This is a genomic window from Microcoleus sp. LEGE 07076, assembly GCF_015207455.1.
Classification (GTDB): Bacteria; Cyanobacteriota; Cyanobacteriia; order Cyanobacteriales; family Microcoleaceae; genus Microcoleus.
On record NZ_JADEWV010000056.1, the window covers coordinates 13,502 to 33,660 of the forward strand.

At 46.3% G+C, this 20,159-nt stretch carries 12 protein-coding genes; 7 read left to right on the forward strand and 5 right to left on the reverse strand.

Features of this window, described 5'->3' with window-relative positions; genetic code table 11:
* Positions 1-406: 406 nt before the first annotated feature.
* On the forward strand, positions 407-8,380 hold the full coding sequence (locus IQ270_RS11840; RefSeq protein WP_193973415.1) for a DUF4347 domain-containing protein: 7,974 nt from the start codon (positions 407-409) through the stop codon (positions 8,378-8,380).
* Between the two features lie 844 nt (positions 8,381-9,224).
* Here the strand turns inward: IQ270_RS11840 and IQ270_RS11845 are convergent.
* The 3 genes from IQ270_RS11845 to IQ270_RS11855 all read right to left on the reverse strand — a co-directional run bounded on the left by IQ270_RS11845 (position 9,225) and on the right by IQ270_RS11855 (position 12,311).
* On the reverse strand, positions 9,225-10,526 hold the full coding sequence (locus tag IQ270_RS11845) for a HEAT repeat domain-containing protein (RefSeq protein WP_193973416.1): 1,302 nt from the start codon (positions 10,524-10,526) through the stop codon (positions 9,225-9,227).
* 45 nt (positions 10,527-10,571) lie between these two features.
* On the reverse strand, positions 10,572-11,138 hold the full coding sequence (locus IQ270_RS11850) for a CPBP family glutamic-type intramembrane protease (RefSeq protein WP_228056278.1): 567 nt from the start codon (positions 11,136-11,138) through the stop codon (positions 10,572-10,574).
* 525 nt (positions 11,139-11,663) lie between these two features.
* On the reverse strand, positions 11,664-12,311 hold the full coding sequence (locus IQ270_RS11855) for a phosphoribosylanthranilate isomerase (protein ID WP_193973417.1): 648 nt from the start codon (positions 12,309-12,311) through the stop codon (positions 11,664-11,666).
* 137 nt (positions 12,312-12,448) lie between these two features.
* Between IQ270_RS11855 and psaK the strand changes: the two genes are divergently transcribed.
* The 6 genes from psaK to hisC all read left to right on the forward strand — a co-directional run bounded on the left by psaK (position 12,449) and on the right by hisC (position 19,139).
* On the forward strand, positions 12,449-12,733 hold the full coding sequence (gene psaK, locus IQ270_RS11860) for a photosystem I reaction center subunit PsaK (protein ID WP_193973418.1): 285 nt from the start codon (positions 12,449-12,451) through the stop codon (positions 12,731-12,733).
* 81 nt (positions 12,734-12,814) lie between these two features.
* Entirely contained in the window at positions 12,815-14,011 is a 1,197-nt protein-coding gene (locus IQ270_RS11865) for a site-2 protease family protein (RefSeq protein WP_193973419.1), read from the forward strand.
* 184 nt (positions 14,012-14,195) lie between these two features.
* Complete coding sequence (locus IQ270_RS11870) at positions 14,196-16,154, forward strand: CHASE2 domain-containing protein (protein WP_193973420.1); 1,959 nt, start codon at positions 14,196-14,198, stop codon at positions 16,152-16,154.
* A gap of 39 nt (positions 16,155-16,193) precedes the next feature.
* Complete coding sequence (locus IQ270_RS11875; protein WP_193973421.1) at positions 16,194-17,000, forward strand: DUF928 domain-containing protein; 807 nt, start codon at positions 16,194-16,196, stop codon at positions 16,998-17,000.
* A gap of 334 nt (positions 17,001-17,334) precedes the next feature.
* Positions 17,335-18,048, forward strand: a complete 714-nt coding sequence (locus tag IQ270_RS11880; RefSeq protein WP_193973422.1) for a glycerophosphodiester phosphodiesterase family protein — start codon at positions 17,335-17,337, stop codon at positions 18,046-18,048.
* Between the two features lie 44 nt (positions 18,049-18,092).
* On the forward strand, positions 18,093-19,139 hold the full coding sequence (hisC, locus tag IQ270_RS11885) for a histidinol-phosphate transaminase (protein WP_193973423.1): 1,047 nt from the start codon (positions 18,093-18,095) through the stop codon (positions 19,137-19,139).
* 101 nt (positions 19,140-19,240) lie between these two features.
* On the opposite strand, the gene IQ270_RS11890 is transcribed toward hisC, so the two are convergent.
* Together IQ270_RS11890 and IQ270_RS11895 are read right to left on the reverse strand one after the other, a co-directional pair.
* Entirely contained in the window at positions 19,241-19,714 is a 474-nt protein-coding gene (locus tag IQ270_RS11890) for a type II toxin-antitoxin system VapC family toxin (protein ID WP_193973424.1), read from the reverse strand.
* Complete coding sequence (locus tag IQ270_RS11895) at positions 19,708-19,998, reverse strand: antitoxin family protein (RefSeq protein ID WP_193973425.1); 291 nt, start codon at positions 19,996-19,998, stop codon at positions 19,708-19,710. The genes IQ270_RS11890 and IQ270_RS11895 overlap by 7 nt, the downstream gene beginning before the upstream one ends.
* Positions 19,999-20,159 lie beyond the last annotated feature (161 nt).

Genomic DNA, 20,159 nt, shown 5'->3' on the forward strand with positions numbered 1-20,159 from the left:
GTGAGTAACGCATAGCTTAAGAAGAGGGGTTAGGGGGGATCTAGACTTCGATAAAAACAAGGGGCGGGTTTTACCAGAAATAATTGCCTAAGACCCATAATCTCATAAACCCGCCCCGATCGCACATATATATTAAAAATACGATATTAATACCTAAGTATAATTACACTGGCAATTCATTGATTTTGTGTTGAATTATCAAATTCGTGCTGGCTGTTACGCAATATTACTTAATTAATTTTTGTATCTTTATCAAACCTTTAATAATTTAGTGTTTTTCTAGAAAAAAGTTTATATATATTCTCTAAAAAACTGTTATGGTTGCTACAAGCTTCAAAAATAGTTTCGGATGCAAGTCGCGAAACCGGGGAATTGTTGTCTTTTTTTACCCCCAATCAGGTGTATTATGCCCAATTTAAATAATCGAGTTTCAGTAAGTGCGATCGCCTTTATCGACACTAAAGTACCAAACTATCAAAGTTTGATTGCCGGAGTGAAACCGGGTACGGAAGTAGTGGTTTTGGATGGGAACCAAGATGCGATCGACCAAATTACTGCAGTTTTACGCGATCGAACCAATATAGACAGCATTCACATCGTTTCTCACGGTGCTCCCGGTAGCCTGCAACTGGGCGGCGGTAGCTTGAGTTTAGATGATATTGAGGGCGATCGGCATTCTCTACAGAAGTGGTTTGCGCCACCAACTGAGTCGATCGGTCAAAATCGACCTAATATCCTACTCTACGGGTGCTCAGTAGCAGCAGGCGAGACAGGTAAAGCATTTGTCAAACGCTTGAGTGAGTTAACTGGCGCTAGTGTTGCCGCATCCAAAAACCTCACCGGAAGCGCGGCAAAAGGCGGCGACTGGGAACTAGAAATCAGAACAGGAGAAATCAAAACACCGTTAGTCTTTGAACCCGAAGTATTGGCAGGTTACGAGTACGTTTTGAATAGTTTTGGTGCGGCGACTAATTTTGGTGCGGGGACAAGTCCTGCGGGCATCGCTACGGGGGATTTTGACTTCGATGGCAAACCCGATCTAGCTGTAACAAACCAAGGGTCTAATAATGTTTCTATCCTGTTAGGAAATGGTACAGGGGGTTTTGGGACAGCCACCAACTTTGCCGTAGGTTCAAGTCCGCGTTTCGTCACATCTGGACTGTTCAACAACGATAATTTCCCCGACTTAGCAGTAGTAAATAGTAGTAATATCTCAATTCTGTTAGGAAATAGCACTGGCGGTTTCGGTGCAGCTACCAATTTCAATGTGGGTAACACTCCACTTTCAATAGGTGTCGGAAACTTCAACGCCGACAATTTCCTCGATTTAGCAGTGGTAAATGGGAACCCTCAAGGTGCTTCTGGTAGCGTCTCAATTTTGCTCGGAAATGGTGCTGGCAGCTTTAGTGCTGCCACTAATTTCAATGTTGGTTCGATTCCGGCTGCCGTTGTTGTCGGCCACTTTAACGCTGACAATTACCTAGACTTAGCCGTTGCCAACAGCCTCTCTAGTAATGTCTCGATTCTGCTAGGAAATAGCACCGGCGGATTTGGTGCAGCTACTAATTTTGGGGCTGGGCAAAATCCAAATTCGATCGCCACTGGGGACTTTAACGGAGACAATCTCCTCGACTTAGCCACAGCTAACAACGGTTCTAACAATGTCTCAATTCTATTAGGAAATGGCACTGGTGGCTTTGGCGCGGCCACTGGGTTTAGCGCGGGGACAGGGCTTTCCGGCATTGTCGCGAAAGACTTAAACGGAGACGGGAAACTGGACTTAGCAGTAGGAGGTACCAGCGGCGCTGCAATTTTAGTAGGCAACGGCACTGGCGGTTTTAGTGCACCCATTAACTTTGCTGCGGGGACAAGTCCAACTTCCATTATTTCAGGCAACTTTAATGCTGACACTCTCCCAGATTTGGCAGTAACGAATAACGGTTCAGGCAATGTTTCAATTCTGCTAAATACACCTAATACGGTAAGTTTTGACACTTCCAAATACAGCAATAGCGTAGGTGTTAATGAAGAGGCTACCGACACAGTAATTAATGTCACCCTGAGTCTGGGCGGCGGCACTCCCCTCAGCGATGTAGTTGTACCAATTGTCATCGATCCCAGCAGCACTGCTACTCAAGGTGCCGATTACACAATTTCACCTACTACTGTTACTTTCCCCGCCGGTGCGACTGGTGCTGCACTCACTCAAACTGTGGCAGTAACTATCAAAGCTGACAATATCGTTGACAGTAACGAACAGTTAATTCTCAATTTAGGACAGATTACTGGCGGTGTTGCGGGCGGCACGAGTAAAGTGGTATTGTCAATCTTGGACAGGAATAGTTCTTATACTATTGCCACCAATACTCCCACCGTTACCGAAGGTAATTCTGGCGCTACTCCCGCCTCATTTACGATTACTCGCAACGGTAGCACGGAACTTTGGAGTACGGTAGATTATGCCATTACTGGCACTGCGACCAACGGCACTGATTACAACAATATAGGCGGCACTTCTGGGGCAAATGCTGCTACTGGCAAAATCAGTTTTGCAGCGGGCGAAACATCTAAAACTATTACTTTGGATGTGTTGGGAGATGGCAGTATAGAACCGAATGAAACTGTTGCCATTACTTTATCAAATCCTGTTTCACCGGGCGGCGCGCCGATAATTACTACGGCTACCGCTACCACAACGATTACTAATGATGACACTGCCGGCTTTACGGTAAATCCCACAGCATTATCAACCACAGAAACAGGTGGCACAGCAGAATTCACAGTCAAACTCAACGCTCAACCAACTGCTAACGTTACTATTGCTTTGAGCAGTGACAATGTTGCCGAAGGAACTGTTTCAACTAATAGCTTAACTTTCACACCCGCTAACTACAATCAACCGCAAACAATCACAGTGAGTGGTGTTGACGATTTGGTAGCTGATGGCCCTCAACCTTACAAAATAGTCACGGCTGCTGCTGTCAGTACCGATGCTAATTTCAATAACCTCGATCCTGATGATGTCGCCGTCACCAACAACGACAATGAAACTCCGGGAATTACGGTGAATCCGACGGCGGGCTTGACTACGGGCGAAGATGGCAGTAAGGCTAACTTTACTGTGGTTCTGAATACTCAGCCGACTGCTAATGTGACTATCGGTTTGAACAGTGACAATGTTGCTGAGGGAACAGTTTCGACTAATAGTTTAACATTCACTGCTGCTAACTGGAATGTGCCGCAACCGGTGACAGTAACTGGAGTTAATGACAGTATTGCTGACGGCGATATTGAGTACAAAATTGTCACGGCTGCTGCTGTTAGTACAGATGCGAATTACAGCAACCGACAGGTAGCGGATGTTGGTATTACCAATCAGGACAATGATACGGTTGGTGTTTCTGTTAGTGTTGCCGAAACGACTGCGACAGAAGGCGGTGCAAACGGTACGTACACTTTAGCGCTGAAATCGCAGCCGATCGCCCCTGTAACTCTCACTCTCACAACAGATAACCAGATAGGGGCGATCGCCCCTATCACTTTCACACCCAATAATTGGAATGTCGCTCAACCCGTTACTGTGATAGCTGTTGACGATGCGGTTGTCGAAGGTTCACACAGCGGGAAAATTACTCACAGTGCGAGCAGCACTGATGCTAAGTATAATGTGCTGGTGGTTCCAGGGGTGACAGTGGCGATCGCAGATAACGATGTAGCGCCACCGCCGCCAACTCCGACTCCGACAACATCTGTCACTCCGACTCCAACTCCGACAACATCTGTCACTCCGACTCCCACTCCGACGACATCTGTCACTCCGACTCCGACTCCAACTCCGACGCCCATATCTCCGATATTTGACAACTCTGGGAAACGTAGCGCTCGACCGATATCGATCGATCGACCCCTATCGATCGATCTGCCGCTAGGTAACGGAACTGTCGATCGAATTACTGATCTTAACGATCCCACGATAAGTTTTTCCCAAGCTACTTACCAAGTCAAGGAAAGTGCCACAGAAGTCGTTAAGCAAGAAATTACTCTCACTCGCACCGGGGATCTAAGCAAAACTTCCAGGGCGTACCTACAACCTGTTACTGGTGGTTCAGCGACTGTGGGAAAAGATTGGAACTTTGCCTCCAATTACTCTGGTCAACTTACCTTTAACCCAGGCGAAGATACCAAAACTTTCACAGTTGATATCTTATCGGATGGTGAAGCTGAGGGAACAGAAGAAATCGCGTTTCGGATCGCTAGTGCGGATAATGCGAATATTGGCACTCAAAGCTCAGCCACGTTGCAAATTTTGGATAAAGTTTTCACCAACGAACTCGCCGATCTGAAGATACCTGGTTTTGTCGGCCCTAATGCCTGGGGAGACTTCGACAATGACGGCGATTTGGATCTGTTGGTGATGGAAGGAGGTAGTGTACAAAACAACTCATTTTCTTTTCCCCGATCGCAATACATCCCGAAAGTGTACAGCAACGAAGGTGATCAAGGCTTTAAACCAGTTGATATAGGCCTGCCTATCGTTTACGGAGGTGTCTTTAATGAAAATGGGAAGGAGCATAATGCCAAACCTTCTGCTACATGGGGAGACAGCGACAATGATGGCGACCTCGATATCTTGCTCACAGGCGTAATTGATACTCCTGCACCAGACCCTTTCTCCATCCCCCCTGAACCCTACGTCCCCAGTTTGCCTTACACCCCCATCACTAGACTGTACCGGAACCAAAGGACTGATAGCACTCTTCCCTATTACCCAACCTCGATCGACCCCACTAAATTTACTCTAGACAGGAGGGTAAAGCTGCCTGGTATTTTCAACGGTTCCGCAGCTTGGGGAGACTACAACAACGATGGCAGAAAGGATCTCGTACTCACAGGTGACACGAGTTCAGGCTACATCGCCAAAGTGTTCCGCAACGACCTCACTGCCTTTAACTCCGGCAGTATCTTGTACTACGCCCTTACCTTTGAGGAGGAGACTGGGGCTAGCTTGCCCGGTGTTATTGGCAATGCGGCCTGGGGAGACTACAACAACGACGGCCAACAGGACATCTTGCTGGCAGGCGATACCGGTTTAAAAAGCGACAACGGTTCAGCAATTTACGTCGCAAAGTTGTATCGCAACACTGGCAATGGCTTTACTCAAGAAAGCAATTCACTGCTGCAAAATCCAAATTTCATAATTGCTAACGAAGCTATTACTTACGGTGCATGGGGAGACTCCAACAGCGATGGCAAACTAGATATCTTGCTTACAGGTGGATCGTCGCGTCCAAATGAATGGAACTACGGCCGTACCAGATTGCTCGGAAACAATAGCTATGGGGATACTACTAGCTTTCAGGAAGCTTATTACCAATTCGGGTATGGTGGTAGTCCCGGTGCTTGGGGAGACTACGACAACAATGGCAAGCTGGATATCCTTGTGACAGAAGTGGGTGGTAATCCGGGTTCCAGTGTCGCCCAAGTTTACGAACAAAATGATGCTGGCACCAATTTTGAACTCCTCAAGGATGCAGGGCTGCCTGATAATGTTGCCAGCCCGAGTTCTTCGGGAGACTACGACAAGGACGGCAGACTAGATATTGCACTCACGACAAGAGATAATTCACCCGGTAGCAGTGGCAGCTTTGTCAAAATCTACCGCAACAATACCCCTAATGCGAACACGCCACCCTCTGCACCTCAAGGTTCCAATTACCCTTGGATTACTCCCGAAGGAGTTATCTTAAGTTTGCCCGGAGGACAGGGGAATCCGATCGACGCTCAAACTCCAAATCAGGGTTTAAGCTATAACCTACAAGTTTGGACTACTCGTCCCAATCCCTCCTACGGTGGCGACCCTATTAAAGAGTACATTGTTGGCCCGATGTCCCTGGATGATGGAACTCGGCAAGTAGTGCAGTTGGGAAATGTCCATCAAGCCAACCCCAACAGCCCCAGCAATTCCTACTCGCCTGGTTGGCTGTTAAAACCAGATTACTTAATCCCTGGACAAACTTATAACTGGAGTGTACAGGCGATCGACGGTGCTTGGGCGGGTTCACCGTTTGTTGAAGGACAAAGTTTTGTCGCCCCCTATATCCAACCAACCCTCACTATCACTGCTACAGATCCCAATGCGGCCGAAACAAGTTGGGATGAACCCCCAAATCCAGGAAAATTCACCATTACCCGTACTGGTGGCAACCTAGCTGATCCGCAGGATGTTTACTACAGGTTCAAGGGGTTCGATGTGTCAGATGGATCGTATAGTAATCAAAACAACCTTGCTCTACCAGGTCCTGATTACGAATTAGTTTCAGATTCCGAACCCCCTCAGTTATTACCCACTAACCCGTCCTACGGCTATAACAACTTTGTCACCATTCCAGCGGGTCAACGCAGCGTCAACATGGTTGTTAATGTCCGCGATGACAGCCAAGTAGAGGGCGACGAAAAAGTAGTTATCACCTTAGAAAATACTCCCTACCCCCAAAAGATAGGCGAGTCATCTACTGCTACTGTGACGATCGCAGACAACGACCCCAACAACCCGCCGAAAATCAACTACGGCCCCGATACAACCCCGTGGCATCACGAGTTCAAGACAGTAAGCAATAACCCATTAACATTCGAGTACCAATTTCCGTCGAACACTTTCACTGACCCCGATCCAGGTGACACGCTTACCTACACAGCAACTCTGATGGACGGAAGTCCCCTGCCAAGTTGGCTTACCTTCAATCCAGATACCCGTACACTCAGTGGCACAAGTCCCATACCGCAGGAGTTCAGGATTAAGTTAACAGCAACAGACAGGGCTGGCGCTACTGTCAGTGACGACGATACGGGTCCATATGAGGGTAAGGGTATGTTGCTGCAATTTAGCAGCACCGGCGTAGTCATTGACGGCTACATCTCCGGTGCAACCCTCTTCCTAGACGCCAACAAAAACGGTATCCTCGATACCAACGAACCATCCACAATTACCGATACAGGCGGTAAATTCGATCTCAACATCCCCTTCGAGATTTTCGACACCAACAAAAACGGAGAAATCGACCCATCAGAAGGCAATATAGTAGCCACAGGAGGCACTGACACCGCCACCGGCTTACCCCTAGAAACACCAGTCACCGCACCGCCAGATTCCACAGTTGTCACCCTCCTAACCAGCTTAGTCGCCGACTTAACCGACAAAGGAACTGCACCAGAATCAGCACAATCTTTAGTCAAAGCCGCCCTTGGACTCCCCGCTGATATTGACCTAACTAGCTTAGATCCGATCGCAGCCACCAACCAAAATTTACCAGGCGGAGTCCAAGTCTTATCCGCAATGGTGAAAGTCCAAAACTTCATCACCCAAACCAGCGCTTTGATTGACGGCGCTTCCAGTGCACTCAATACCGATATTGTCAAAGCTGTTGTCAGTTCAATTACCGATCGAATTCAATCCAGTACAATCTTAAACCTCAGCAACGCAGCAGCCTTAGAACCAATCATTCAGCAAGCAGCCGCAAAAATTCAGCAAATAGACCCCAGTTTCAACAGTCAACAAATCACCCAAATTACCTCGCAAGCCGCGACAGTAATGGCTACCGCAAATCAACGCATTGATAGCGCTGTTTCCAACCCAACAGCAACATCAATTCCTGAATCAGTTGCCCGCGTTCAACAAGTAGCCTTGGGCCCGACAACTCAAGATTTCAAAGCAGTTGGTACGGGAAACAAACCAATTTCCCTGGTAGTTGCTGAAAATACCGGTGCTGCTTTAGATAGCCGAATTCAAGCAGTAGTTTTACCAGTTGGCCTTGCGACTCCCGTTCTCACCGGCGATGCAGATTTGGGCAGCAATTCCCCGAATGCAATTCTCGGTACAAATGGCGACGATATCCTGATTGGCGACAGCGCGGATAATGTGTTGATGGGCATGAGGGGCAATGATTCCCTCGATGGAACTCTCGGAAATGACACTGTTTTCGGCGGCAAAGGTAGCGATACTTTGCTCGGAAGTGGCGGTGATGATGCCTTGTTTGGCAATCGCGGCGCTGACATTTTGAACGGTGATGATGGCAACGATCTGCTTTACGGAGGTAAGGGAGATGATTTGCTGAATGGCGGTTTGGGAAGTGATACTTTGACGGGAGGAATGGGAGTAGATAAATTCTTGCTTTCTGTCAATTCCGGTACTGATACGATCGCAGATTTTGAACTCGGTCAAGACTTGTTAGTATTGGGTAGCGGGCTGGATTTCTCGCAGTTGGCAATTAGTCAAGATAGCGGGGCAACTTTAATCCGGTTTGCCCAAACTGGGGAGATTTTAGCTTCTCTGGGCGGTGTTTCTGCTATCCGTATTAGCGCTGCTAATTTCGGATTAATTTAAGATTGAATGCGCCGGGGGAGGAATCCCTTATCCCCCGGCTTCTCGGCGGTTGAAACCGCCAGAAAGTCAAACGATGTCGGCCTGCGCCGACTAAGAAATTAAGCAACTAGCAAGTGCGTAGGGTGCGTCAGATCATCCAAACCTGTTGCAATCGAAATAATCAATTTCTCACGAATCCTACAAATTAATTTAACTCTTGAATCCGCGCCGGCGGATTTTGTCTGACAAGACGCGGTTTCAACCGCTGACTATCAAAGCCTCGATCCCCTTAATCCCCCCCCTTAAAAAAGCTATGCGTTACTCACATCTTTCTTAACATTTGCCGATCGATCGCACAAGAGCGATCGAACTCTGATTCTGCCACAACCTGTTCTCAATAAACTCAATCTGTTCTCAACAAACATAATTGTTCAATTGTCAAGGGCTGTGGCTGGAATCGAGCTTAAAAGCTTTGTCAAAGAAGGGTTTGAAGAGTGTTACAAAATATGTGACCAAGGCATAGCTTCTTAAGGGGGGTTGGGGGATCTAAGAGGCAAGAAAACACGCCCTACTCCCCCTAATTGTTCGGGAGTAGAGGTTGACTTATAGCCTTTCTCACAAAGATGAGGTGCTCTCGCGGGCATCGGGCATCGGGCATCAGGCATCGGGCATCGGGCTTGCGGTCAACAGCCAACAGTTAACACTAGGGGCGGTGCCTGTGAGTGCCCGCCCTCAAGCGTCAACAGACAACAGTAATCAGTCAACAGTAATCAGTCAACATACAACAGTAATCAGTCAACAGTTTTTGACCTGTTTGTTGACAGCAACCAACATTCTTGTGTCCCTACAATGTTCCAGTAAATTATTAATCCTTTGGTTTTTGGAGATCGAGAATTTTCGGTTTCACATCCGCAGCGGGCGGATAAAACTTAAACTTATTGATCGCCGCACTTGCCGCCACCGCCACAGCGCTATCTGTATCTCGCAAAGCTTTTTCCAACAGCGGAATTACTTTTTCCGACTTAATCATTGCTAGTGCTTCCACAGCAGCTTCGCGCACTTCCGGCTGAAAATCTCCAGCTAATTTTCCCAAGGTTTCTATTGCTCGCTGAGTGTCGGTTCTCAGAGCATTGGCAGCAGCCATTTGACCTAAAGCAGACGCTGCAAACTTGCGGGTTTCTGTGTCCTGACTTTGAACGAATCCCATCAACTGCGCCACCGAATAGGTTGGTGATTGTCTGGCTGTTTGAGGCTGTTGTTCGACTTCAGCTTGTCGCTCTAAATCAATTGATTGCGGTTCCAAAAAATCTGTGTTATTTAAATCTTGTTCAACTTCTGTTTGATTTAACTCGCTTGACTGTTCTTGCCAAACTTCTGGTTGCGGTAAATATTCTCCAACTTCTGTTTGATTTAACTCGCTTGACTGCTGCGGCGGAACTTCTTGTTGTTGGACGTTATTCTCGTACTGCTGTTGCAAAGACATGATAGTAGCTTGCATCTGAGCTTCGTGAGCTTGCAACTGCTCGTTAGCTGCTTGCAACTGACTTTCGTACTGCTCTTGCAAAGCCTCTATACTTAACTGCATCTCAACCTCGCGGTTCTCGTATTCCTCGGCAGTTTGTCTCAATCTAATTTCGTGTTCGTTTTGCAAGTTTTGCAAATGTTCTTCGATTTGAGCTTGATAATTGTAATGCAATTCGTCAGCAACTCTGAGTAAATGATGTTCGTGTTCTGCTTGCAAAGATTGCAGACTTTCTTGCAGCCTAGCATTGTGAGCAGCCTCTAATTCCTGGCTGACTTGTCGGAGCTGATTTTCGTGTGCGCCAGTAACTTGTTGAAGCTGACTGTCGCGTTCGGCCAAAACTTGTTGGAGTTGATTTTCGTGTTGAGCTGCAATTTGTTGCAGCTGATTTTCGTATTGGTTTGTAACTTGTCTGAGTAAATTTTCGTGTTCGACAGTGGCTTTTCTGTGCCTATCTTCCCCTTCTGTGTCCTGAGAATCGGCATTTTGTTGCATCCGAGATATCTGAGCTAGTTCTATATCCTGAGCTATTCTGCGGCTTTGCTGCAAGTATTCTTGCTTTTGTTTTTTTAACCGTTTTTCCACTAACGAGTAAGCAACTGCTACCCCTGCCAAAAAACCTACGATCGCTCCTATGATACCCACGATTGAGTTCCTCCCGACAATATAGTGATGCTGGACTTTGTACATTTAACCATACAGCCTCCTGTAACCGCCCAATAGCAGCAGCCAAGCTGTAACAGCCACCCAGTGAACCGCCACCGCAGGCCAGATGGAACCGCTTTGCAGGTATGCGAGGGAGCACGCTACTCCCAAAATTGCCGCCAGCAGCAAAAACACCGGATTCATGAAGGTCGATCGACCGATCGGGTAAAAAGTCAGCGCGTTCAGCGGGTGGTAAACTACAAACAGCGCCAAACTCGCCCATCCCCAAAACCACAGCATTAACCCCGAAGCATTTTCTCCCGGGTGCGGCAGCATTAACACGCGGAAAAATACTTCCTCGCTCAGCCCCGGAGTCAACAAACACCCCGCGAGCACTGCCGCCACGGTACGCCGACAGGTTTGCACGTCTACTTTCAGAAATCCCGACCCAAAACCTACGGGAAGCGCGATCGCAGTGTAAACTAGCGCCAGCATAGCTGCAACCAGCCAGTCGGTGAAATCGGGAATAGTTGAAACAGCTAGGGTGACGCGGCGCGCCAGCAAGTCCAGCAGCCCGATCGCACTAAAATTTAACATAATCAAATTTAACATTAAAAGTTTTAAAGATATATTAGTAGTCGGAATAAGGCCTTGTCATTACCCGATTTCTTGGATGTGTGCGGGGAATCAGAAACCGGGTTTCTTCCTCGATCTTGGTGAGGATGCGTAAATTATCACAGAAACCCGGTTTCTTTGAAGGTCGCGCCTGCTTTTCGAGAGACGGGCGATCGAGAAACCGAGTTTTTGAATTGCGGTGCGCGAGTAAACTGAGCAGACGAGCAATTGCCAAAATCGGAAAATACCCTGAAATTATTTGCGTCAATCTGTGTTTGTCTGCCCGATATCTGCGGTTAAAAGATCGAGATAAGAGTTTTGCAATTCAAGTCTAGTAGAGCAGAATCAAAAGCACAAAGTGTGTTCTTAAAATTAGCTTTTTCTCAATTACTAATTATCAATATACCTTTGGCAAAAGTCCTTTTAATCAAATTTCAGGACGATGCTCAAAGCCATCCCACAAAAATCTTTTTTCTGGTGGGATGGCTTTGAGCATCGTCCTAACTATTTTTGCAATTACGTCTAATGATTAGCAATTTGAGTTAAGTTAGCAAACAACTGAGCAACTTTAGTCAAATCTTTATCTCCCGGCGCTATTTCTACGCCGCTAGAAAGGTCAATACCGCTGAAATTATTGCCCCTGGCACTATCAATTGCATTTAAAACATTATCCGCTGTTAAACCGCCCGCCAGCAGCCAAGGACAAGGTGGTTTAAAATCTGCTAACATCATCCAGTCTATAGTTTTGCCCGTACCGCCGAGTTGAGTTTGATGGTAAGCATCGAGCAGTAAAGTATCGACACGAAGGGCATAAATAGCAGCGGCGGCTAAAGTTTCAGGAGTCTTAACTCTCAGGGCTTTGATAATTTCAATTCCCGGCAAAAACTCCCGCAGCGCGGTGCAATATTCCGCTGTTTCATCTCCGTGCAACTGCACCCCGCTTAGATTTGACTCTACCGCTACTTGACAGATGTTTTCTATTGTGGTGTTAGCAAAAACGCCGATGCGATCGACATTTTGGGGCAACTGCTCGACAATCAGGCGAATAGTTTGGGGGCTGACATAGCGCGGGGAAGCGGGCACGCAGATAAACCCTAAAGCATCAGCTCCCAAACGGGCGATCGCCATTCCCTGGTCTAATTTGGTGATTCCGCAAATTTTCACCCGCACTTTTTTTCCTCCTTGTTGAATTTGTATCAAAATATAAACGAATTGTTAACTATTAAAACAAATCTTAGTTTAAGGCAAAATGCTTTTTATAATTCTGTAACCATGAATATTATCTGTGAAATCAGGAAGATTAAAACATGATTAACTCATCTTTACTGTTAGCGGTACAATCTACGGCTCCGTCAACGCCGGAGTGGTCGCCAATGGTAGGACTGACAATGATTTTATGCAATTTGCTCGCGCTCGCGATCGGCTACTACGGCATCAACAAGCAAAACCGAGGCAAAGGCCCAGCTTTACCCGTTGCAGTCCCTGGAATGTTCAAAGGATTCGGCATCCCGGAATTGCTAGCAACAACCAGCTTCGGCCACTTGCTCGGGGCTGGAGTAATCTTGGGCTTGGGTAACGCCGGAGTTCTGTAGAAATCACGGTAAGGGGAAAGGCAAGGAGAAGAACAGATATAATAGAAACTCTTTGTTGCTCTCCTTTCCCAAGAAAATTTCATGCAGACAGCTTGGCGAATCGGCTCTTTATTTGGCATCCCCCTACTTATAGATTATTCGTGGTTGATAATTTTAGCTCTAGCAACCCGCGAATATGCCAGCAGTTACCGCTTGTGGGGGCCTGCGCTTTCCTGGAGTGCCGGGTTGGCCTTAGCTCTGCTGCTGTTTGCTTCGGTGCTGCTGCACGAACTCGGACACAGCTTGGCTGCCATATCGCAAGGCATTAAAGTTAATTCTATTACTCTATTCCTATTTGGCGGAGTTGCATCGATCGACTCGGAATCAAAAACTCCCGGTCAAGCTTTTCAAGTAGCCATCGCCGGCCCTCTCGTCAGCTTCGCGCTGTTTTTAATCCTCGGTTTGGGCTCTCAAGTTCTGCCTCAAACAAGTTTGATTGCTATTGTCATAGAGAGGGTAGCAGAAATAAATTTAGTTTTGGGATTATTTAACTTAATTCCCGGCTTGCCTTTGGACGGAGGACAAGTCTTAAAATCAGCAATTTGGAAAATCACCGGCTCTCGATTTGCGGGCATTCGCTGGGCGGCAAAAACAGGACAAGTTTTGGGTTGGTTGGCGGTTGTTTTTGGTGTAAGTGTATGTTTGTTAGCGCGCCAGTACGGCGGCTTGTGGATTGCGCTGATCGGGTGGTTTGCGATTCGCAATGCCACAGCCTACAGCGACTTTGCTTCGCTGCAAGAAGCCCTGCTCAAAACTAAAGCCGGTGATGCAATGAGCCGCGAGTTTCGAGTTGTAGATGCAGATTTGAGTCTGCGAGAATTTGCCGATCGCTATTTGTTAGAAGTCAACCCGTTTCCATTTTACATTGCTGCGACCAACGGGCGAGATTTGGGCTTAGTGTCGATCGACGATATCCGCTTGACAGAACGCAGTCAGTGGCAAATTCAGACTTTACACAACATTTTGCAACCCCTGGCAAAAACTCCCACAGTCTCAGAAAAAGCATCCATCGCAGAAGTGATTAACACAATGGAAGCCCGTCAACTCCCCCGAATCATCGTCCTCTCGCCCATTGGTTCAGTTGTAGGGACGATCGATCGGGGCGACGCAGTTAAAGTTTTGGCAAAATACCTCAAACCCAAAATTTCCGAAGCCGACATCAAGCGCTGCAAGGAAGAAAACATTTATCCCATGGGATTGCAGTTAAATGCGATCGCCAAAACAGCACAGGAAAATTAAAAATGGGGCATCAATAATCGGCATTATTGACAAGTTAAGATGCAAGTAGACGTGCATAAATAAACGGTTAAACCTGAAAAGCTAATTTCCTTGCTGTAAGGAACTTATGGCAGATCGTATTATTCTTTTAATTATGACCGCCTCGTAGCACGCTTTGTCCAATAAGGTTGAAAAAAGAATTATCATGCCCAAATTCTTTAAGAAATTTCATCAATTGGGAGAGAAACCTTGGAGTTGGAAAAACTTAACTAATTCCTTCCCCTTCGCTGACTTGCAACCTCTGGCGATTACCTGGATCGTCGTGACAGGAACTCTTTTAGGAGTGAGGCATTTAGGTTGGTTGCAGCCATTGGAATTAAAGGCTTTTGACGTGATGGTGCAGTTGCGCCCCGATGCAGGTGCTGACCCTAGATTACTGGTAGTAAAAATCACAGAACAGGACATTCGGACTTTTAATAAATGGCCAATTTCCGATCGCGTTTTAGCAAAAGCGATCGCCGAATTAGCGCGTCTGGAACCCGCCGTTATCGGTCTGGATATCATTCGCGATATCCCCTACGAACCGGGAAATGCAGAATTGACCGCTCAATTCAAAAACCCCAAAGTTATCGCCATTACCTCCATCGGTGACTCGGAGCGCGAGCGAGCTGGGCCGCCTCCCAACATACCCAAAAAACAGATAGGATTTAGCGATTTGATCCTCGATCCAGACGGCATAGTTCGCCGCAATTTTATTTTTACTTTTCATGAAAACTCGACTCTGAATTCATGGGCAATGCGGTTGGCATATAACTATTTTGACACCAAGAAAATAGAAACAATAATTACCGAAAACAACGAAATAAAAATTGGAAATACTGTTTTCCCGCGGCTGCGGCCGCACTCGGGTGGGTATCAGACAATTAATACTCAAGGCTATCAAATCGTGCTGAATTACCGAGGGCCTGAAAATGTCGCAAATACCGTGACACTAACTCAAGTTTTGTCGGGAAAACTTGACCCCAAATTGGTGAAAGATAAAATAGTCTTGATCGGGGTGAGTGCCCCAACAGTAAAAGATATCTTTTCTACTCCTTACAGCGCTACTGTCAGCGGAAACCGCCTGATGCCTGGAGTATTGATTCACGCCAGCGCAACTAGCCAAATTATCAGCGCAGTTTTAGACGGTAAAGGGCTATTTTGGTTTTGGGATGAATGGCAAGAAATGCTTTGGATTGCTGTTTGGGGAGGAGTTGGCGGCTGTTTAGCTTGGCGGTTAGAAAATACGCTCAGTTTCACGGTTAGCGCGATCGCACTTGGCGGCATATTGTGGGGATTCACATTTTTTCTATTCACTCAACAGGGGTGGATACCTGTGACAGGGCCGACTCTAGCATTGGCGATCGTCCCAGCAGTTGTCATCACATACAAGTACCAACAGTCAAGACAGCAGCAAGAAATTGTAATGAAACTTTTAGGACAGCAAACTTCACCGGCGATCGCCAATGCTTTGTGGAAAGAGCGCGTCCATCTCCTGCAGTCCGGGCTATTGCCAGGGCAAAGAGTAACTGCTACAATGATCGTGACTGACTTGCAAGGTTTTAGCACAATTTCTGAAAAATTACCCCCAGAAGTGGTAATGCCTTGGTTAAATGAATATTTATCAGCAATGGCCGAGGAAGTGCAAAAATATCAAGGCGTGATTAATAAATTTACAGGAGATGGAATGCTGGCAGTATTTGGCGTGCCAATTCCCCGCACAACTCCCGCAGAAATTGCCCAAGATGCTCGCATGGCAGTGTCTTGCTGTCTAGCTATAAAATCGCGCTTGCCAGCACTGAATCAAAGTTGGATCGATCGCGGTTTACCGCAGGCAAAAATGCGAGTCGGAATTTTTACAGGGCCGATCGTGGTGGGTAGTTTGGGTGGCAAAACCCGTTTAGAATATGGAGTAATCGGCGATAGTGTAAATATCGCTTCTCGCCTAGAAAGCTGCGAAAAACATCGGCAAGAAGACACCTGCCGGATCTTGATCGGCGAAGAAACTTTGGTGCATCTTGAAGGAAAATTTGAGGTAGAATCTTGGGGAGCTTTACCTCTAAAAGGCAGAGAGCAAAAAGTAAATGTATACCGCGTATTGGGAGAAAAAATCTTGGGAAAGTAAACAGCGACAATATATATTAAAAAGAAATCGGCAACTGTTATGCAAAAAAATAGTAATTTTCGGCTCAACTCGATCGCCTTTGGTGCCATATTATTGATAGCAGCATTTAACGCTGGTCAATTGGCAAGTCTGGCACAGCCAATGCCGAGGGAAGATCCCGGCAAGCCGCGGACTCAATCGGGAGGGCCGCGCTTCGTTCAGCCTCGTGAAGATATAGATATGCAGTTGAATCGACCTGCAACACCAGGAGGTACGCGCGGTGGCTGCGCGATCGACCCCCAGCTAAATCCAATAAATCTCACAGCCTTAGCCCCTCAAAATAAAATCTCGCGGACTGTTTCCGACTATCCAACATTCTTTTTCTACTTGCCTCCAACAAGGGCAAAATTAGCCGAATTTATGCTACAAGACCCCAGCGGCAAGGAGATTTACAAACAGACTCTGGCAATTAGCAATGTATCAGGGACGATCGGTGTTAGTATCCCCGCTAATAAAAATGTGCCGCCCTTGGAAGCAGGCAAAACTTACCGTTGGAGTTTTACAGTGATTTGCGACTCTCAAGACAGATCGGGCGATATGCTCGAAACCGGTACTGTGCTGCGAGTTGAACTCAGTGCAGATATCCGCAGTCAATTAGAAAAGGCAGATCCGCGCCAGAAAAGCTTTATTTATGCTAAAAACGGGATTTGGCAAGATGCCCTCAGCATCCTAGCAGCAGCTTTGCAGGCTCAGCCTAACAATCCAGCCCTCAAGACTGATTGGGAAAGCTTGCTCGATTCAGTGAACTTGGGCAAAATTGCTCAAAAACCGATCGTCCAAACTGAAGAATCTCAACCAGAACCTTAGAGTAGTTGAAGACGAGCAAATTCGACCGTCAAAATATTCAAAATAACTCAGAAAAGGCTCCGGCGGTAAGTCAAGCCCGGGAACATCTGGGTTTGGGATGTATTATAGTGCGAGCTCTTGAGGTGTTCCCACGCTTTGTAAAAAATGCTTGTTTCAAAAATGATATCATACCCGGTCGATCGCCATCACAAAAACCGTTCCGCTCGTAGTCCGCACTACGAACCTTACTGAAAAATCTTACCGCTGCAAAAGTACCGGGGAATCACTGGTGTTTCTTGACTCAACCGAAAACTTTCAATCAAACTGTGGCAAAATTTTTAGAGGGGGCGAGATAGTGAATATAGAAATTATCGCACATCGGGGATTTTCGGCGATCGCCCCTGAGAACACTTTAGCAGCTTTTGAACTGGCGATCGCCCGCAAAGCTAATTCGATCGAATTTGACATCCAGCTATCCGCCGACAGCGTACCGGTGATTTTTCACGACGCAACATTAGATAGAATCACAGGAGTTTCTGGTAAAGTCAGGGAAACAACCCTGTCTCAATTGCAAACACTCAATGCCGGTAAATGGTTTAGCGATGAATTTTCACAAGAAAAAATTCCTACTTTAAAAGAATCATTAGCTATCCTCAAAAATATTGACAAATTTCTTTACTTTGATGTCAAGCCGCACTCCGAATGGTCGGATTCAGAAGTTGCGGATTTTGTCAATACTTTGCAGGGCGAAGACATCCCAGACAAATGCGTTATTACCTCTTTTAATGATAAATTTTTGGCACAAGTGCGGCGGCTGTCTGGCGATTTGGCGATCGGACACATTGTTGCTAATTTAGAAACATACAAAACTCAATTAGCTCGAGCCGTGACGCAGGGCGATAACTTGATTAGCAGCCAGTACCGCGTTTTGCTAGAAAATCCCGCACTGATTCAAGAAAGCCGCAGTCAGGGAGTTGACATTGTGGCGTGGACGGTGGACGATCCAAAAGATAGGCAAAAGTTAATTGATTTGGGTATCACTCGGATAGTCACTAATTGTTTGATATGATTTTTTTGAACCGCAAATTAACGCAAGTTAACGCTAGATAATAGATGAATTACTTTCGCCAAAACATCCATGAAATGTCGGGTTACGTGCCGGGAGAACAGCCACCCGCAGGCACAAAAATCATTAAACTAAATTCTAATGAAAATCCCTATCCGCCTTCTCCCAAAGCCTTAAAAGTGCTTCAGGAAATAGACGGAGAAATGCTGCGGCGCTATCCAGATCCAACGGGCAAAAATTTTCGCGTCGCTGCTAGTAAAGTTTTGGGAGTTGCTGACGATTGGATTGCCGTAGGTAACGGCAGCGACGATTTATTAAACTTGATAGTTCGCGCTGCGGGCGAACCGGGAAAACAGATTGTTTGTCCTGCGCCCACCTATGTATTGTACCGCACTTTGGCACAAATTCAAGATGCACAATTTGTCGAAGTTCCTTATCCCGACGATTACCAGTTACCCGTCGATTTGCTAATAGCAGCCAGAGGTGCTGTGACATTTGTAGCTTCCCCAAACAGTCCATCGGGAACAGCTATTTCTGTGGCTGATTTGGAGAAACTGGCTCAAGAGTTATCGGGTATTCTTGTCATCGATGAAGCTTATGTAGATTTCGCAGAAGATAATGCTTTGGAGTTGACAAAAAAGTACAATAATGTTATAGTTTTAAGAACGCTTTCAAAAGGTTATTCCCTAGCAGGATTGAGGTTGGGTTTTGCTATAGCAAATCCGCTGCTCCTGGCTGAATTAAATAAAATTAAAGACAGCTACAATGTTGATGCTGTAGCCTATGCAGTGGCGGCGAGTGCGATCGCAGATTCAGAACACAAAACAGCCAACGCCCAAAAAATTAAGGCCTCGCGAGCAAAACTAGCCCTCAGTTTCCAGGAATTAGGCTTTAAAGTTTGGCCCTCACGAACCAACTTTTTGTTAGTTAGACCGCTGGGCGGCGATGCAGAAAGAATTTATCAAACACTGAAAGAACGGGGAATATTGATTCGATACTTCAATCAGCCGCGGCTTGAAGATAAATTGCGGATTACTGTCGGTACGGAGGAACAGAATCAAATATTAGTTAAAACTTTAAAAGAAATCCTCTAAATAGCGATCGCACTAAAATTAGTTTGTAATTTAGTTTGTAATGAGGACTTTAGTCCTATAATTTTTATGAACACTTGCATCCCTCACTAGAAACAGCTTGATTACGGATAATTCTTAGGATTATCAATAGCCAACCCTTCTGAATGAGCAATATCCAGCAATCTCTTGTCCGCCGAAACAAAAACCAGTTGAGTATCTGGCACGAAAAAACTAACGAGAGTAGATTGAACCCGCAAAGCAGCCGCCAATTGCACAGCATGATAAGCCCGCAGCGGGTTTTGCATCACCAGTGTACCCGCTGTTTCTATCAAAGTGCGATCGACTTCAAGAACTTCATACTGGTTGTCAAAATCCGTGAGAAAATCTCCCATAAGTTGGTTAACCTCATCGAAAGATAGACTACCCTCTCGTTGACGGCGTGAAAAAGCGCTGCATACCTCCACCCAAGTAATCCGAGAAATCGCGAGAAAGTTACCTGCTACTGGAACAGTAATTGATTGAATCCAATTACTTCCGAATTCAGGCACATACCGTTTAACCAAAGCGCTGGTGTCTAAGAAATAGGCATTTACCACGGGCCGCGATCCTCAATAACGATTTCAGAAAGAGGTTTCCCCACTCTTCCCTTCAGTTTTTCAAACAGTTCGCGCCGCTTTTGTTCTGCGGCGGCATCTAGCTTAAACTGTTTTGTTGGAAAAGGCACCAATTGCCCTTCTGTCATCATCTTAATCATCGACTTTTGGCGCTGCGACACTTCCGCTACAATTGTGATTTCCACAGTTTCCCCATCATTCAATGACAAAGGACTCAGGGGACGAAAAACCCCGTTTTCGTACACAGCAGTAATAGTTTCTGGCATAATTAGCCTCTTAATTAAATGCTTAGACTTATTGTATAGAACCCATTTGACATCTTTTACGTTGTTGTGATAACGTGACCGCAAAAGCATTATCCAGCAGCAGCCATGCCTTATTGTAGCAGTCTAACGGATTCAGAATGGGAAATAATTGAACCCATACT

Excerpts from the sequence above, each read along its gene's own strand:
- IQ270_RS11840 (WP_193973415.1), top strand. The coding sequence starts at position 407 with ATGCCCAATTTAAATAATCGAGTTTCAGTAAGTGCGATCGCCTTTATC.
- IQ270_RS11850 (WP_228056278.1), bottom strand. The coding sequence starts at position 11,138 with ATGTTAAATTTGATTATGTTAAATTTTAGTGCGATCGGGCTGCTGGAC.
- psaK (WP_193973418.1), top strand. The coding sequence starts at position 12,449 with ATGATTAACTCATCTTTACTGTTAGCGGTACAATCTACGGCTCCGTCA.
- IQ270_RS11865 (WP_193973419.1), top strand. The coding sequence starts at position 12,815 with ATGCAGACAGCTTGGCGAATCGGCTCTTTATTTGGCATCCCCCTACTT.
- IQ270_RS11870 (WP_193973420.1), top strand. The coding sequence starts at position 14,196 with ATGCCCAAATTCTTTAAGAAATTTCATCAATTGGGAGAGAAACCTTGG.
- IQ270_RS11875 (WP_193973421.1), top strand. The coding sequence starts at position 16,194 with ATGCAAAAAAATAGTAATTTTCGGCTCAACTCGATCGCCTTTGGTGCC.
- hisC (WP_193973423.1), top strand. The coding sequence starts at position 18,093 with ATGAATTACTTTCGCCAAAACATCCATGAAATGTCGGGTTACGTGCCG.
- IQ270_RS11895 (WP_193973425.1), bottom strand. The coding sequence starts at position 19,998 with ATGCCAGAAACTATTACTGCTGTGTACGAAAACGGGGTTTTTCGTCCC.